At 69.6% G+C, this 15,438-nt stretch carries 14 protein-coding genes; 3 read left to right on the top strand and 11 right to left on the bottom strand.

Annotated features, from left to right (window positions below):
- Positions 1 to 34 precede the first annotated feature (34 nt).
- On the bottom strand, positions 35 to 1,396 hold the full coding sequence (gene pafA / locus ACFWBB_RS11415) for a Pup--protein ligase (protein ID WP_385269562.1): 1,362 nt from the start codon (positions 1,394 to 1,396) through the stop codon (positions 35 to 37).
- Positions 1,397 to 1,405: 9 nt separating this feature from the next.
- Positions 1,406 to 2,665 (bottom strand): MFS transporter, encoded by a 1,260-nt coding sequence (locus tag ACFWBB_RS11410; RefSeq protein WP_385269560.1) that lies wholly within the window; start codon positions 2,663 to 2,665, stop codon positions 1,406 to 1,408.
- A gap of 120 nt (positions 2,666 to 2,785) precedes the next feature.
- Here ACFWBB_RS11410 and ACFWBB_RS11405 point away from each other — a divergent pair, with 120 nt between their 5' ends.
- Positions 2,786 to 3,802, top strand: coding sequence for a LacI family DNA-binding transcriptional regulator (locus ACFWBB_RS11405; protein ID WP_385269558.1), 1,017 nt, complete (start codon positions 2,786 to 2,788; stop codon positions 3,800 to 3,802).
- Positions 3,803 to 3,866: 64 nt separating this feature from the next.
- Here ACFWBB_RS11405 and prcA read toward each other — a convergent pair whose 3' ends face one another.
- The 6 genes from prcA to arc all read right to left on the bottom strand — a co-directional run bounded on the left by prcA (position 3,867) and on the right by arc (position 10,008).
- Complete coding sequence (gene prcA, locus ACFWBB_RS11400; RefSeq protein ID WP_385269556.1) at positions 3,867 to 4,604, bottom strand: proteasome subunit alpha; 738 nt, start codon at positions 4,602 to 4,604, stop codon at positions 3,867 to 3,869.
- 62 nt (positions 4,605 to 4,666) lie between these two features.
- On the bottom strand, positions 4,667 to 5,512 hold the full coding sequence (gene prcB, locus ACFWBB_RS11395; protein ID WP_385269554.1) for a proteasome subunit beta: 846 nt from the start codon (positions 5,510 to 5,512) through the stop codon (positions 4,667 to 4,669).
- Positions 5,464 to 6,039 carry an endonuclease VII domain-containing protein gene (locus ACFWBB_RS11390; RefSeq protein WP_385269647.1) on the bottom strand — a complete coding sequence of 192 codons (576 nt, stop codon included), beginning with the start codon at positions 6,037 to 6,039 and terminating at the stop codon, positions 5,464 to 5,466. The genes prcB and ACFWBB_RS11390 overlap by 49 nt, the downstream gene beginning before the upstream one ends.
- A 51-nt stretch (positions 6,040 to 6,090) precedes the next feature.
- Positions 6,091 to 6,309, bottom strand: a complete 219-nt coding sequence (locus ACFWBB_RS11385) for a ubiquitin-like protein Pup (protein ID WP_189926427.1) — start codon at positions 6,307 to 6,309, stop codon at positions 6,091 to 6,093.
- Positions 6,310 to 6,496: 187 nt separating this feature from the next.
- Positions 6,497 to 8,008 (bottom strand): depupylase/deamidase Dop, encoded by a 1,512-nt coding sequence (dop, locus tag ACFWBB_RS11380; protein WP_385269552.1) that lies wholly within the window; start codon positions 8,006 to 8,008, stop codon positions 6,497 to 6,499.
- A gap of 233 nt (positions 8,009 to 8,241) precedes the next feature.
- Positions 8,242 to 10,008: a proteasome ATPase gene (gene arc / locus ACFWBB_RS11375; protein WP_385269550.1), complete on the bottom strand. Its 1,767-nt coding sequence runs from the start codon at positions 10,006 to 10,008 to the stop codon at positions 8,242 to 8,244.
- A gap of 243 nt (positions 10,009 to 10,251) precedes the next feature.
- On the opposite strand from arc, the gene ACFWBB_RS11370 reads away from it, so the two are divergent.
- On the top strand, positions 10,252 to 10,557 hold the full coding sequence (locus ACFWBB_RS11370) for a ferredoxin (RefSeq protein WP_385269548.1): 306 nt from the start codon (positions 10,252 to 10,254) through the stop codon (positions 10,555 to 10,557).
- A 56-nt stretch (positions 10,558 to 10,613) separates the two neighbouring features.
- Here the strand turns inward: ACFWBB_RS11370 and ACFWBB_RS11365 are convergent, their stop codons facing one another.
- The 3 genes from ACFWBB_RS11365 to ACFWBB_RS11355 all read right to left on the bottom strand — a co-directional run bounded on the left by ACFWBB_RS11365 (position 10,614) and on the right by ACFWBB_RS11355 (position 14,051).
- Positions 10,614 to 11,192 (bottom strand): hypothetical protein, encoded by a 579-nt coding sequence (locus ACFWBB_RS11365; RefSeq protein ID WP_385269546.1) that lies wholly within the window; start codon positions 11,190 to 11,192, stop codon positions 10,614 to 10,616.
- A 320-nt stretch (positions 11,193 to 11,512) separates the two neighbouring features.
- Positions 11,513 to 12,415 (bottom strand): tRNA (adenine-N1)-methyltransferase, encoded by a 903-nt coding sequence (locus tag ACFWBB_RS11360; RefSeq protein ID WP_385269544.1) that lies wholly within the window; start codon positions 12,413 to 12,415, stop codon positions 11,513 to 11,515.
- A 52-nt stretch (positions 12,416 to 12,467) separates the two neighbouring features.
- Positions 12,468 to 14,051 carry a site-2 protease family protein gene (locus tag ACFWBB_RS11355; protein WP_385269645.1) on the bottom strand — a complete coding sequence of 528 codons (1,584 nt, stop codon included), beginning with the start codon at positions 14,049 to 14,051 and terminating at the stop codon, positions 12,468 to 12,470.
- A 388-nt stretch (positions 14,052 to 14,439) separates the two neighbouring features.
- On the opposite strand from ACFWBB_RS11355, the gene ACFWBB_RS11350 reads away from it, so the two are divergent.
- Positions 14,440 to 15,426 (top strand): RecB family exonuclease, encoded by a 987-nt coding sequence (locus ACFWBB_RS11350; protein ID WP_385269542.1) that lies wholly within the window; start codon positions 14,440 to 14,442, stop codon positions 15,424 to 15,426.
- Positions 15,427 to 15,438 lie beyond the last annotated feature (12 nt).

The raw sequence follows: 15,438 nt of genomic DNA, 5'->3' as shown, positions 1-15,438 counted from the left end.
GTTCCGCGCGCGAGGCACGCGCGGAACGCCTGGCTCACATGCCTGCGATCAGCTTCTCCACCCGGTCGTCCACCGAACGGAACGGGTCCTTGCACAACACGGTGCGCTGCGCCTGGTCGTTGAGCTTCAGGTGCACCCAGTCCACCGTGAAGTCCCTGCGCTGCTCCTGCGCACGGCGGATGAAGTCGCCGCGCAACCGCGCCCTGGTGGTCTGCGGCGGCACCGACTTGCCCTCGAAGATCTTCAAGTCGTTGCAGATCCGCGCCGCTTGCCCCTTGCGCTCCAGCAGGTAGTACAGACCACGACGACGGTGGATGTCGTGGTATGCGAGGTCTATCTGCGCGACCCTCGGGTGGGACATGGTCATGTTGTGCTTGGCCCGGTACCGCTCGATGAGCTTGTACTTCATCACCCAGTCGATCTCGGTGCCGATCCGGTCGAGGTCCTCCGCCTCGATCGCGTCCAGCGTGCGACCCCACAGTTCCAGGACCTGATCGACGTTGCCGGTGCGGACACCCCGGCGCTCGACGAAGTCCACGGCCTTCTCGTAGTACTCCCGCTGCACCTCCAGCGCGGAGGCCTCACGGCCGCTGGCCAGACGCACCTTGCGCCGGCCCGTGATGTCGTGACTGACCTCGCGGATCGCCCGGATCGGGTTCTCCAGCGTCAGATCCCGCATCACCGTGCCCGCCTCGATCATGCGCAGCACCAGGTCGGTCGCGCCGACCTTCAGCAGCATGGTCGTCTCGGACATGTTCGAGTCGCCGACGATGACATGCAGCCGGCGGTAACGCTCGGCGTCCGCGTGCGGCTCGTCGCGCGTGTTGATGATGGGCCGCGAGCGGGTCGTCGCGGAGGAGACGCCCTCCCAGATGTGCTCGGCCCGCTGACTGACGCAGTAGACCGCTCCACGGGGCGTCTGCAGCACCTTGCCCGCGCCGCACAGCAGCTGGCGGGTCACCAGGAACGGGATCAGGATGTCCGCGAGCCGGGAGAACTCCCCGTGCCGGGCCACCAGGTAGTTCTCGTGGCAACCGTAGGAGTTGCCCGCCGAGTCCGTGTTGTTCTTGAAGAGGTAGACGTCGCCCGCGATTCCTTCCTCGTGCAGGCGTCGTTCCGCGTCCACCAGGAGTCCTTCGAGAATGCGCTCGCCGGCCTTGTCGTGGGTGACCAACTCGGTCACGTTGTCACATTCCGGTGTCGCGTATTCCGGATGCGATCCCACGTCGAGATAGAGGCGGGCGCCGTTTCGCAGAAAGACATTGCTGCTTCGGCCCCATGACACGACACGGCGGAAGAGGTACCGCGCCACCTCGTCGGGAGACAGCCGACGCTGTCCCCTGAACGTACATGTGACGCCGTACTCGTTCTCCAGCCCGAAAATGCGGCGGTCCATGAGTGAACATTACGCCCGATCACCTGAACTGAAACGGGGTTCGGCAGCACGGTTCGGATCATTTTCCGATGAAGTCGCAACGACCCCGCTTCCGGCGGGAACCGCCATTACCCGCCCCGTGGCCAGCAAAACCACCACCGACACGGCGCCCGCGAATGCCGGCACCGCGAACCCCCACAGCGCGCCGCCGGCCTCCACGACCGGACCCGCCAGGCCCGTTCCGACCGACGCCCCGACCGTGAAGGTCGTCACCAGCCAGGAGAACGCCTCCGTCACCGTCCCACGCGGCGCGTGCCGGTCCACGATGACGAACGCGCACGCGAGGGCGGGCGCCAGGAACACGCCCGCGAGCGCCGTCAGCGCCACCATGGCCACGGCGCCCGGCATCAGCATCAGCGGCAGGTAACACACCGCCAGAAGCATCACCAGGCCCCGCAGTCGCCGCTCCGGCGTCCCCGCCCACCGCCGCGCCCCGTACGCCAGACCACCGGCCAGCGCGCCGAGCCCCAGCGCCGCCATCAGCCAGCCGTACACCGCGTCACCGCCGTGGTCGTCGGCATACGGGACGGACGCCACCGTGATGGAACCGAGCGCGACACCGACGAACAGGAACGCCCCGAGGAGCGCCAGCAGGCCGGGCGACCGCAGCGCGCCCAGCCAGTGCGCCTCGCGCGGGGCCGAGCGCCACGCGCGCGAGGGCGGCGACACGACCACCGACAGCGCGCCCAGCACCCCGACCACGTTCAGCACCAGCAGGGCCCCCTGCTCCGACCACACCGACACGCACAGCGTCACCAGCAGCGGCCCGACGGTGAACATCACCTCCTGCGCCACCGCGTCCATCGCGTACGCCGTGTGCACCTGGTCCTCGCGCCGCAGCACCGCGGGCCACAGCGCCCGCAGGCCTCCTTCCAGGGGCGGCGTGAAGAGCCCGGCGGCCGACACGGCGACATACGCGAGCGGCAGCGGATCCGTGCCCACGAAGGCGAAGGCCGCCATGGCGAGCGCCGAGGCGAGCGCCGCCGGCAACTGCACCCGCGGCTGCCCGTGCGCGTCGACCAGCCGCCCCAGCAGGGGCTGTCCGACGGCGTTGGCGACGCCGTACACGGCGGCCAGCGCGCCCGCGAGGCTGTACGTGCCGCCCTGCGCGCGGACGAACAGCACGATCGCGATGGCGGCCGTGGCGTTGGGCAACCGTCCGACGAGCGTGCCGGTGAGCAGCCGGGCGGCGTGCCTCGCCCTGAGGATCTCCAGGTACCCCGCGGCCAATGTCCCGCCTCCGTCGGCTCGCCCGAGGCAGTGAGCCACCCCGAGGTTTTACGTATAACGTCTCTTGTCATACGTACCATGTGCGCTGTTCGCCAGTCCAGACGAAGGAGCAGGCCCACGGTGGCACGAGCCAGCACGCGCCCGACGAGCCGGGACGTCGCCCAGGCCGCCGGGGTCTCCCAGGCCGCCGTCTCCCTCGTCCTCGGCGACAAATGGCGCGGCCGCGTCTCCGAGACCACCGCGGAACGCGTCCGGGAGGCGGCCCGCGACCTCGGTTACCGGCCCAACCTGGCCGCCCGCAACCTGCGTCTCGGCAGCACCCGCACCGTCCTCCTCGTCGTCCCCGCACTCACGACGGAGTTCTTCGCCGGCGTCTACACGGGAGCGGCGCGGGTCGCCGCCGAGCACGGCTTCGGCGTGGTCCTCTACCCCTCCCCCGAGGGCGTCGGCCCCGCCCGCGACCCCTTCGCCTCCGCCCAGGCGGCCCTCGACGGCGTCCTCGCCTCCTCCATGGCCGCCGACGCGCTGACCGCCATCCGGGGCGACCAGCTCCCCCTGGTGATGCTCGACAGCGACCCCTCCGGGAGCCTCGGCGCCGCCACCGTCAACCTGGACATCGCCGACGGCGTCCGTCAGGTCGCCGACCATCTGCTGGACCTCGGCCACCGCCGCTTCCTGCATCTGGCGGCCGACATCCCCTCCTGGACCTTCGAGGTACGCGCGCGTGAGCTCGCCGCACGCGTCGCCGCCGTACCGGGGACCTCGCTGCGCACCGCCCGCGCCCCCATCTCCATCGACGGGGCCCTGGCCGCCGCGGAGGCGGCGCTGAGCGCGCCCGGACCGCGCCCCACAGCCGTCGTCTGCGACGACGACAAACTCGCGGCCGGCGTCTACAAGGCCCTGCGACGCCTCGGCCTGCGCGTCCCCGACGACGTGTCGGTCACCGGCCTGGACGACCTGGCCCTGGCCACCGCCCTCGACCCCGAGCTGACGACCGTACGGCTGGACTCCGAGCTGTTCGGCGAACGAGGCATGCGGGCCCTGCTGGCCGTCCTGGAGGGCCGCACGCCGGACGGCGGGGACATCCCCGTCGAACTCGTCGTACGGGCCTCCACGGCCCCACCGGGCGCCTCCTGAGACGCCCTGCGCCCCGGCCGAATCATCGACCGGGGCGCAGCAGAGGTGAATCGTGAACGGCGGGCTACTCCTCGTCGGAGCTCTCCGCCTCCGTGGTCGCCCCGTCCGTCTCCAGCAGCCGGCCCAGCTGACGGCCCACGATCCGCTTGAACTTGCGCGACTGCGGCCGGGTACGGTCCAGCACCGCCACCTCCAGGCGCTCGGCGGGAATCTCCCGCTCCGTGCCGTTGGTGTCGCGCGACAGGGCCTGGACGGCCAGCTTCAGCGCCTCGGCCAAATTCATGCCGTCCTGGTGACGCTGGTCCAGGTACGTGTTGATCTGCTCGGCGTTGCCACCGACCGCCACCGAGCCGTGCTCGTCCACGATCGAACCGTCGTGCGGCAAGCGGTAGATCTGGTCCCCGTCCGGCGTGGCGCCGACCTCGGCCACCACCAGCTCCACCTCGTAGGGTTTCTCGCCCGCCGAGGAGAAGATCGTGCCCAGCGTCTGGGCGTACACGTTGGCCAGACCGCGGGCCGTCACGTCGTCACGGTCATAGGTGTAGCCGCGGAGATCGGCATACCGGACCCCGCCGATCCGCAGGTTCTCGTACTCGTTGTACTTGCCGGCGGCCGCGAAACCGATCCGGTCGTAGATCTCGCTGAACTTGTGCAGCGCACGGGACGGATTCTCACCGACGAACACGATGCCGTCGGCGTACTGGATCACAACGAGGCTGCGCCCGCGCGCGATGCCCTTGCGGGCGTACTCGGCGCGGTCGGCCATCGCCTGCTGGGGTGAGACATAGAACGGCGTCGACACCGGTTATCCGTCCCTTTCTGTCGAAGTCACTGGATCACCTGGGATGAGAACGGGGCCGCCGGCTACAGCAGGGCGGCGCGCGGGCCGTCCGGCTGCTCCAGGCGACGCGCCAGGATGGCGCGGGCGATCTCCGACGACTCCTCGTCGGTGAGCCGGCGGAAGCCGTCATCGGTGATCACGGTGACGATGGGGTAGATCCGGCGCGCGACATCGGGACCACCGGTCGCCGAGTCGTCGTCCGCCGCGTCGTAGAGGGCCTGGACCACGAGAGTCGTGGCCTCTTCCTCCGACAGGTCGTTGCGGAAGAGCTTCTTCATCGCCCCGCGCGCGAAGATCGAGCCGGAGCCGGTGGCGGCGTAGTTGTGCTCCTCGGAGCGACCGCCCGTGACGTCGTAGGAGAAGATCCGGCCCCTGTCCCGGTCCACGTCGAACCCGGCGAACAGGGGCACGACCGCCAGCCCCTGCATGGCCATGCCCAGGTTGGACCGGATCATGGTCGACAGCCGGTTCGCCTTGCCCTCCAGCGAGAGCTGCGCCCCCTCGACCTTCTCGAAGTGCTCCAGCTCCAGCTGGAACAGCTTCACCATCTCGACGGCCAGACCGGCGGTACCGGCGATACCGACGGCCGAGTACTCGTCGGCCGGGAAGACCTTCTCGATGTCCCGCTGCGCGATGACGTTGCCCATCGTGGCGCGACGGTCACCGGCGAGCACGACACCACCGGGGAACGTCACGGCGACGATCGTCGTGCCGTGCGGCGCCTCGATCACACCCTGCGTCGGAGGCAGCTGCCGCTTGCCGGGCAGCAGCTCCGGCTGGTGGTCGGAGAGAAAGTCCATGAAGGACGAGGACCCGGGCGTCAGGAAGGCAGCCGGTAGACGCCCGGTGCTACGAGTGTTGGCTTCCATGGAGTTCCTTCCAGGTAAGCGGCTGCCCGACGAACAGCGTCGGGATCGTCTCCCAACTTGCCGATGGCCGAATTGCAGTTGAAGCACAGTACGCCACGGACCCTACCCGTCTCGTGGCAGTGATCCACATGTACGGCAGGAGCTTTCAGGCAGATCACACAGAGCCCCATCTGAGACGCGACCATGGCGTCACGCTCGGCTTCCGTCATGCCGTAGTGGCGCTTCAGGTGTCCTCGGCGCCCCTTGACGGCTTTACAGGCCTTGCAGCAGGTCGCAAGGCCGTCGGACGCTGTGGCGTTGCGGTGCCACTCACCGTGCGGCTTGATCTCCTTACAGCTGCGGCAGTACTTGTGCCCCTCGGGCGGCTCAACCCGCGGCCTCACATTCCGGCCCTTCGCGAGTTGACGAGCCTGGTGATAGGCCGCCCAGCACTCCCGACAGTAGGCCTGCAACCCGTCCCGGGCCGCCTTGTTGCCGGCGAAGGCTGCCCGCGGCTTCGCCTCCCTGCACCGCGAGCAGCTCTTCACGGCATCTTCGATTGTCAAGTTCAGAGCCCCCCGCAGCCTTCAATTCGAAGACTACTCGCCACCCTTCTGAACGAAACTTCGCACGAAGTCCTCGGCATTCTCCTCGAGTACATCGTCAATCTCGTCAAGAACCGAGTCCACGTCGTCGCTCAGCTTCTCCTGACGCTCCTTGAGGTCCTCCGACGCCTGCGCCTCGGGCGCCTGCTCCTCGGCCTCCTCCGTGGACCGCGTCGCCTTCTGCTGGCCGCCGCCGGTGTCCTTGGTCGCCATAACCCTCACCCCGCTCTTTCGCCCGACATGGTCGACAGGTCGGCATTCCTGCCGATCGGTGATGATCAGACCCTACAAGCCGGGTCCGACATCGGCCCCGCAGTTGCGACAACGTACGGGGGCCACCTCGATGATTCCCGGACGGAGGCGTTTCCACCCGTCCGGCAGGTTCCGTACAGACGGCCGGTCAGCCGCCCGAAAGGACCCTGACCAGGTCTTCTGCCGTACGGCAGCGGTCCAGAAGCTCCTTGACGTGATTTCGCGTTCCGCGAAGGGGTTCGAGGGTTGGGACACGCTGGAGCGAGTCCCGGCCCGGCAGATCGAAGATCACCGAGTCCCAGGAGGCGGCGGCCACGTCATCGGCGTACTGCTCCAGACAGCGACCGCGGAAGTACGCGCGGGTGTCCTCCGGGGGCTTCGTGATCGCCCGCTCGACCTCGGACTCGTCCAGGAGGCGCTTGATGCGCCCGCGGGCCACGAGACGGTTGTAGAGGCCCTTGTCGGCCCGTACGTCGGCGTACTGGAGGTCGACGAGATGCAGGCGCGCGGCGTCCCAGTCGAGGCTGTCACGGCGCCGGTAGCCCTCCATGAGCTCCCGCTTGGCGACCCAGTCCAGTTCGCCGGCGAGGCTCATGGGGTCGTTCTCCAGGCGGTTCAGGGTGTCCTCCCAGCGCGCCAGGACGTCCTTCGTCTGGTCGTCGGCGTCCGAGCCGAACCGCTCCTCCACGTACTTGCGCGACAGCTCGAAGTACTCCATCTGCAACTGGACCGCGGTGAGCGTGCGGCCGCTGCGCAGGGTGACCAGTCGCTTCAGGGTCGGGTCGTGGGAGACCTGGTGAAGGGTGCGGACCGGCTGGTCGACCGCCAGGTCCACGGCGATGAAGCCGTCCTCGATCATGGACAGGACCAGGGCCGTCGTGCCCAGCTTCAGGTACGTCGAGATCTCGGAGAGGTTCGCGTCGCCGATGATCACGTGCAGCCGGCGGTACTTCTCCGCGTCGGCGTGCGGCTCGTCGCGCGTGTTGATGATCGGGCGCTTCAGCGTCGTCTCCAGGCCGACCTCGACCTCGAAGTAGTCGGCGCGCTGACTGAGCTGGAAGCCGTGTTCATGGCCGTCCTGGCCGATTCCGACGCGGCCTGCGCCGGTGACCACCTGGCGCGAGACGAAGAAGGGCGTGAGGTGGCGCACGATGTCCGAGAAGGCGGTCTCCCTCTTCATCAGGTAGTTCTCGTGCGTGCCGTAGGAGGCGCCCTTGTTGTCGGTGTTGTTCTTGTAGAGGTGGATGGGCTGGGCGCCGGGCAGCGCGGCCGCGCGTTCGGCGGCCTCGGCCATGATCCGCTCGCCGGCCTTGTCCCAGAGGACGGCGTCACGGGGGTTGGTGACCTCCGGGGCGCTGTACTCGGGGTGCGCGTGGTCGACGTAGAGCCGTGCGCCGTTGGTGAGGATGACGTTGGCGAGGCCGATGTCCTCGTCGGTGAGCTGGCTGGAGTCGGCGACCTCGCGAGCGAGGTCGAAGCCACGCGCGTCCCGCAGCGGGTTCTCCTCCTCGAAGTCCCAGCGGGCCCGGCGGGCCCTGTGCATCGCCGCCGCGTAGGCGTTGACGATCTGGGACGAGGTGAGCATGGCATTGGCGTTGGGGTGGCCGGGGACGGAGATGCCGTACTCCGTCTCGATGCCCATTACTCGCCGTACGGTCATGCGGCCCTCCTTGCCCGGCGGCACCCTCGGTCGTGGGCGCCGCTCAGATACCGGTGGTGCTCCGGTGCGTGTGCGGTGCCCGTCCCCGCACTGCGCGACCCGGCGGTACGGAAGAGCCTAGAACGCCTCCGCGCTGGTGGGGAGATCATTTGCGTCATTGCCTTGCTCCAGCCGTGGCCCGGAAAACAGTCGGCTGCGGGTACCCGTCGTGGGCACCCGCAGCCGCCCTGTTCTTACAGGTACTGTCCGGTGTTCGCCACCGTGTCGATGGAGCGTCCGGTGTCCGCGCCCTGCTTTCCGGTGATGAGGGTACGGATGTAGACGATCCGTTCGCCCTTCTTTCCGGAGATCCGGGCCCAGTCGTCGGGGTTGGTGGTGTTGGGCAGGTCCTCGTTCTCCTTGAACTCGTCCACACAGGCCTGGAGGAGATGGGAGACCCGAAGGCCCTTCTGGTTGTGGTCGAGGAAGTCCTTGATGGCCATTTTCTTGGCCCGGCCGACGATGTTCTCGATCATCGCGCCGGAGTTGAAGTCCTTGAAGTACAGGACTTCCTTGTCGCCGTTGGCGTAGGTGACTTCCAGGAAGCGGTTTTCCTCGGATTCGGCGTACATGTGTTCCACGGCCGTCTGGATCATGCTCTGGACGGTGATGGTCCTGTCGCCGCCGTGTTCGCCCACGTCCTCGGAGTGCAGGGGGAGGCGTTCGGTGAGGTACTTCTGGAAGATGTCCTTGGCCGCTTCGGCGTCCGGGCGCTCGATCTTGATCTTCACGTCGAGGCGGCCGGGGCGCAGGATGGCCGGGTCGATCATGTCCTCACGGTTGGAGGCACCGATCACGACCACGTTCTGCAGGCCTTCGACGCCGTCGATCTCGGCTAGGAGCTGCGGGACGATGGTGTTCTCCACGTCGGAGCTGACGCCGGAGCCGCGGGTGCGGAAGAGGGATTCCATCTCGTCGAAGAAGACGATGACGGGGGTGCCCTCGGAGGCCTTCTCCCTGGCGCGCTGGAAGACGAGGCGGATCTGCCGCTCGGTCTCACCGACGTACTTGTTGAGGAGTTCGGGGCCCTTGATGTTGAGGAAGAAGCTCTTGCCGGTGGCCTGGCCGGTGACCTCGGCGACCTTCTTGGCCAGCGAGTTGGCGACGGCCTTGGCGATGAGCGTCTTGCCGCATCCGGGCGGTCCGTAGAGCAGGACGCCCTTGGGCGGGCGCAGCTCGTGCTCCTTGAAGAGGTCGGGGTACAGATACGGGAGCTCGACCGCGTCGCGGATCATCTCGATCTGTCCGCCGAGGCCGCCGATCTGCTCGTAGCCGATGTCGGGGACCTCTTCGAGGACGAGTTCCTCGACCTCGCTCTTGGGAACGACCTCGTAGACGTATCCGGAGCGGGGTTCGAGCAGAAGCGCGTCGCCGGGGCGGATGACGACGTCCAGGAGGGGTTCGGCGAGCCGGACCACCCTTTCCTCGTCGGTGTGCCCCTGCACGAGGGCGCGCACGCCGTCCTCGAGGATCTCCTTGAGGGTGACGATGTCGCCGACGCTCTCGTACTCCATGGCCTCGACCACGTTGAGCGCTTCGTTGAGCATCACTTCCTGGCCGCGCCGGAGCTCCTCGAGCTCGACGCCGGGGCTGACGTTCACCCGGAGTTTGCGGCCTCCGGTGAAGATGTCGGCCGTGCCGTCCTCGTTCGCCGAGAGGAAGACACCGAAGCCGGCCGGCGGCTGGGCGAGCCGGTCGACCTCTTCCTTGAGGGCCACGATCTGGTCGCGGGCCTCACGGAGCGTGTTGGCGAGTCGCTCGTTCTGGGCGGACACGCCGGCCAGGTTTGTCTGTAGCTCGACGATCCGCTCTTCGAGAATCCTCGTGTGTCGCGGAGAGTCGGCGAGCTTGCGCCGCAGGACGGCGATCTCCTGCTCAAGGTAGGCAATCTGCCCGGACGGGTCGTCGGACCCTCGTCCCGGGCGGATGCCGCGGTTCATGTCGTCGTCGTGGGCTGCCACGGTCCTCACCTCCTCCAAGGGGAGCTGGACGCTTCCAGACCCTACCTGGGTGGGTGTCGATTGAAACCCCTAGATCACAAAGACTGTCGAGGTGTGTCCGATCTTCACCCTTGCGCTCTCCCTCACGCCAGGGGGATACCCACCGAAGATGGTTGGGAAGCCGCCGAGGGTAGGGTCGAAGTGTTCAACACCCGTCAGAGCCTGCATCGTTCCCTTGCGGCTCGACAGTAAACGGCAGGAGATATGGGCGTGCAGCAGGAGGCCGAGGTCGGCGGCGAGGCGCTGGAGGTCTGGATCGACCAGGATCTCTGTACCGGCGACGGGATCTGCGCGCAGTACGCGCCGGAGGTGTTCGAGCTGGACATCGACGGCCTGGCCTACGTCAAGGGCGGGGACGACGAGCTCCTCCTGGCCAAGGGGGCCACGACGCCGGTGCCGTTGCCTCTGTTGACGGACGTGGTGGACTCGGCGCGGGAGTGCCCGGGTGACTGTATTCATGTGCGACGGGTTTCGGACAGCGTCGAGGTCTACGGCCCTGACGCGGAGTGAGGCTCCGGAAGCCGACCGTGACACCTGTCTGATTTCTCACAGGCCGGTGGCCCGGATCAGACGCTGTGGGCGCCCGCGGGTGTCGAGCGGATGAACGCGTGGTCCTTCCACTGCCACTTGGCGCTGTCCTTCACGTCGGGGCAGCAACTGGGTATGTCGGCCGTGGAGTAGCCGAGAAGCGTGGCGAGGACGGCTCCGTCGGTGACCGAGAGGCTCGTGACGGTGTTGCGGGTCCTGGGATCGACGAGGGTCGCGACCACACGCGCGTGGGCGCTGTCCGCGCCGCGGGTGAGGACGTAGACGCCGTCGGGCGGGGTGCCCATGGAGGCGTCGCAGTGGACGACCGCGACCGTTTCCGGGGCACCGTCGCCGTCGAGGTCGCCGGTGGCCTTCCTGACCACGAGGGCCTGCACGGGACCGCATTCGATGGGGAAGTCGACGCCGGTGGTGGCGGGGGCCGCGGCGGTGACGGGGGCGGGCCTGGCATCCTGGCCGGTCGCCTGGGCGGCCGTCGCGGGTTTGGGTTGCAGGAGCGAGGAGAGGGCGACGACACCGGCGAGAGCGGTGGCGGTCGCGACCCAGTGGATGGGCCGGGCGTGGGTGTGTGCCAGTTCCGGGACGGCGGACTGCTGCACTGGCAGGGTCTCCTGTGATGGCTGTGCCGGTGGGGGTGGGGGATTGGCCAGCATCGTGCCACACGTCACACGGTGGGGGAACGGCGGGGTACGGGATTTCGGACGGATCGCCGCCCGGTGCAGGGCTCTGCCGACCGCCGGCGGATCGAGTCCCGGGACGGCTGCCCTGCCGGGTCCCGACCCGGGGCCCGGACGTATGTCGGACCAGGTGTCGGATCGGCGTCCGAGAGTGCCAACGACAAGGCGCCGTGGCCGAGTTCCGGGTCGGTCCGGGAACTGGGTCACGGCGCCTCGTCGTTGAGCGCTGTGCTGGGGCCGTGTCAGCGGCCGCTGCCACCGTCGGCGTTGGGGCCAGTGTAGTCCTCGCCGTAGGCGCCCTTGGCCGGGCGGCGTCGGCGCATGGGCGGCTCGACTCCGTCGGCGAGGCGGCGGGCGGTGAGCAGGAAGCCGGTGTGGCCGATCATCCGGTGGTCCGGGCGGACGGCCAGACCCTCCACGTGCCAGTTGCGGATCATCGACTCCCAGGAGGTCGGCTCGTTGAAGGAGCCGATCTCGCGGATGGACTCCACGGTCCGCGCGAGCTGGGTGGTGGTCGCGACGTAGCAGCACAGGATGCCGCCGGGCACGAGCGCCTTGGAGACGGCCTCCAGACACTCCCAGGGGGCCAGCATGTCGAGGATGACGCGGTCGACCTCGGTGTCGGACAGGTTGTCCTGGAGGTCGCCGACGGTGAGCTGCCAGGCGGGGTGCGGGCCGCCGAAGTAGCGCTCCACGTTCTGCTGGGCGATCTCCGCGAAGTCCTCGCGTCGCTCGTAGCTGTGCAGCATGCCCTGGTCGCCGATGGCGCGCAGCAGGAAGCTGCTCAGCGAGCCGGAGCCGACGCCGGCCTCGACGACGCGTGCGCCGGGGAAGATGTCGGCGAAGGCGAGGATCTGCCCCGCGTCCTTCGGGTAGACGACGGCTGCCCCGCGGGGCATGGACAGGACGTAGTCGGGGAGCAGGGGGCGCAGCGCGAGATAGGCGACGTTCCCGGTGGTGCGGACAACGCTGCCCTCGGGAGCACCGATCAGTTCGTCGTGCGGGAAGGAACCCTTGTGGGTGTGGAAGTTCTTCCCGGCTTCGAGCGTGAACGTGTAGTGGCGGCCCTTGGGATCGGTCAGCTGAACCTGGTCCCCGACCTTGAAGGGCCCGCGCCTGCGGGCGGCACCGGTCGGTTCGGACATGTGAACAGCCTACCGGGGTTTGCCGGAGGCGCCGACCACGGGTACGGCCCGGCTAGGACGGTCTGGCCATGGCCTTCACGAAGGCCCGCTCGACGTCGGCGGCGGACAGCACCCCGAAGATCTCGCCGGTCTCCTCGACCACGAGGTACTCGGTGGCGGGGGTGGCGCGCAGGACGTCGAGGAGGCCCTCGCCGGCGAGCTCGGCGGAGACGCGCATGCCGTCGCTGAGGTCCTGGGCGAGACCGCTGACGGCGACCCAGGGGCGGCGGTGTTCGGGTACGCCGACGATCGCGGCCTCGCGGACGAGGGAGAGCGGTTCGCCGTTGGCGTCGACGACGACGAGGGCGCGGGCGCCGGCGTCGTTGGCTCGGCGCAGGGCCTCGGACAGGGGGGTGTGGGTCTCGACGGGGACGGCGCGCCGGGTGAGGGTGCGGGCGCGCAGTTCGGGGAGGTGTTCACGCAGCCGGGCCATGCGCAGGCTGTTGCCGGCGCCGGTCCAGATGATCGCGGCGAGGATGGCCGCGAGCAGGGCGTCGGTGACGGTGTCCATGCCGACGCTGTCCTCGGCGCTGGAGCCGAGGGCGCCGGACTGGGTGAGCAGGGGCAGGCCGATGAGGACGGAGACGGCGAGGGCGCGGCCGACCCAGGCGGCGGCGACGGTGCCGCTCATGGGCCTGCCGGTGATCTTCCAGACGACGGCGCGGAGCATGCGGCCGCCGTCGAGGGGGAGGCCGGGGAGGAGGTTGAAGATCGCCACGATCAGGTTGGAGATCATCAGGCCGGCCAGCAGGACTCCGGGGACGGTGCCGCGCTCCACGGGCTGCATGGCGAGGTAGAAGACGCCGGCGAGCACGAGGGAGAGCAGGGGGCCGACGAAGGCGAGCCAGAACTCGCGGCCGGGGGTCTCGGCTTCCTTCTCGATCTCGGAGACGCCGCCGAAGAACTGCAGCTGGATACGGCGGACCGGGAGTTTGAAGCGGAGGGCGGCGATGGTGTGGGCGAGCTCGTGGATGAGCACGGAGGCGTAGAAGGCGACCGCGAAGAAGAGGGCGACGAGGTAGCGGGCGACGCCGAGTTCGGGAAGCACTCGGTCCAGTTGGTTGCCGAAGACCCAGGTGATGAGGGCGGCGACGAGGAACCAGCTGGGGGCTACGTAGACGGGTACGCCGAAGGGGCGGCCCATGAGGAGACCGCCGCGGGGCTGCTCCGGGGGGCGCGGGGGCGGAGGGCCTTTGGGGAGGGAGGACACGGGGGCGGGTGCGGGGGCGGGTGCGGGGGTGGAAGCTGTCGGTTCCCCGACCTCGGCCCTGACCTCGGCAGGTGACGCGGCCCCGTGCCCGGCTTCGGCTTCGGCCGCGGGCGCGGTCTCGGCCCCGGGCGCGGTCTCGGCCCCGGGCCCGGCTTCGGCCGCAGGCGCGGTTTCGTCCCCAGGCCCCGCTTGGGCCGCGGGCCCGGCTTCGGCCGCGGGCCCGGCTTCGGCCGCAGGCGCGGTTTCGTCGCCGGGCCCAGTTGCGGCTTCGGCGTCGGATTCGCCCTTGTCGCTTCCGTTCGCAGCGGCCGTGCGGCTGCCGTCTTCGCGTGCGGAGGGCCCCTGGGGAGCGCTCTCGCCGTCGGCGGGCGCGGCTTCGGCGGGCACGGCTTCGGCGGGCGCGGCTCCGCTCGGCTCCGGTGCCTCGGAGCGGCTGGGCGCCGGTTCCGCGTCGGGCGTGGCCCGGCCGGGGGTGCCGGGGTCCGGGGTCTGCGCGAGGTCGGTGGCCGGAGACGCAGGTGTCGCGGGGTGCTCGGCCGACTGCTCGTTGTCCGGCCGCGGCCGCCCGCTCCCGCCGCTTTCCACCACGGTGTCCCCTCGATCGAAGCGTCCCCCGCTCGTGCCGGGCGGGAGGGTCTCGGACCGATGGTATGCGGCGGTCGTGACGTGTTCCGCCCCGGCACCCCCCGTGTTTCCCCGCTCGCCCCCGGTGTCCGGGGTGATGTGGGGTGCGCGGCTGGGTGACTGTCAGTGGTGGGCCGTAAGGTCTTGGGTCATGGAGAGCAGCAGCGAGGGCGTCGCCCGGATGGGCGATGACGGTGTCGTGGAGGATCCGGCACCCACGGAGACGGTCGGGCCCGAGGCGGTGGTGACGGAGACGGTCGTGACGGCGGTGGCCGCCAAAGCGCCCGCCTCGCTCTCGCCCTCGCGCGCCGGGGATTTCATGCAGTGCCCGCTGCTGTACCGGTTCCGGGTGATCGACCGGCTGCCGGAGAAGCCGAGCCCGGCGGCCACCAAGGGCACGCTGGTGCACGCGGTCCTGGAGCGGCTGTTCGACGCTCCGGCGGCCGAGCGGACCGCGCCGCGGGCCAAGTCGCTGATCCCGGGACAGTGGGACAGGCTGCGGGAGACGCGGCCCGAGGTCGTGGAGCTGTTCGCCGACGATCCGGAGGGCGAGCGGCTGGCCGGCTGGCTGGTGGAGGCGGAGCGGCTGGTCGAGCGCTGGTTCACGCTGGAGGATCCGACGCGGCTGGAGCCCGCCGAGCGGGAGCTGTTCGTCGAGGCGGAGCTGGAGTCGGGGCTGCGGTTGCGCGGGATCATCGACCGGGTCGATGTGGCACCGACCGGCGAGGTACGCATCGTCGACTACAAGACGGGCAAGGCGCCCCGGCCGGAGTACGCCGAGGGCGCGCTGTTCCAGATGAAGTTCTACGCCCTGGTCGTGTGGCGGCTGAAGAACGTCATCCCCCGGCGGCTTCAGCTCGTGTACCTCGGCAGTGGTGAGGTGCTGACGTACGACCCGGTCCTGGCCGATCTGGAGCGGGTCGAGCGCAAGTTGCTCGCGCTGTGGGAGGCGATCCGGCTGGCGACGGAGACAGGTGAGTGGCGGCCCCGGCCGACCAAGCTGTGCGGCTGGTGCGACCACCAGGCGCACTGCCCGGAGTTCGGTGGTACTCCCCCGCCGTATCCGCTTCCCGTGACGCTGCCGGTGAGGGCGGCCGAGTCCGAGGGCGGGGCGCAGGGCAGAATGGGGCCGGGCTAGAGAAGGAGACAT

The sequence above is a fragment of the Streptomyces sp. NPDC060000 genome (assembly GCF_042737375.1).
Lineage (GTDB): Bacteria > Actinomycetota > Actinomycetes > Streptomycetales > Streptomycetaceae > Streptomyces.
The sequence above is the reverse complement of the archived record's forward strand: the minus strand, read 5'-3'. Positions and strand labels throughout refer to the sequence as shown.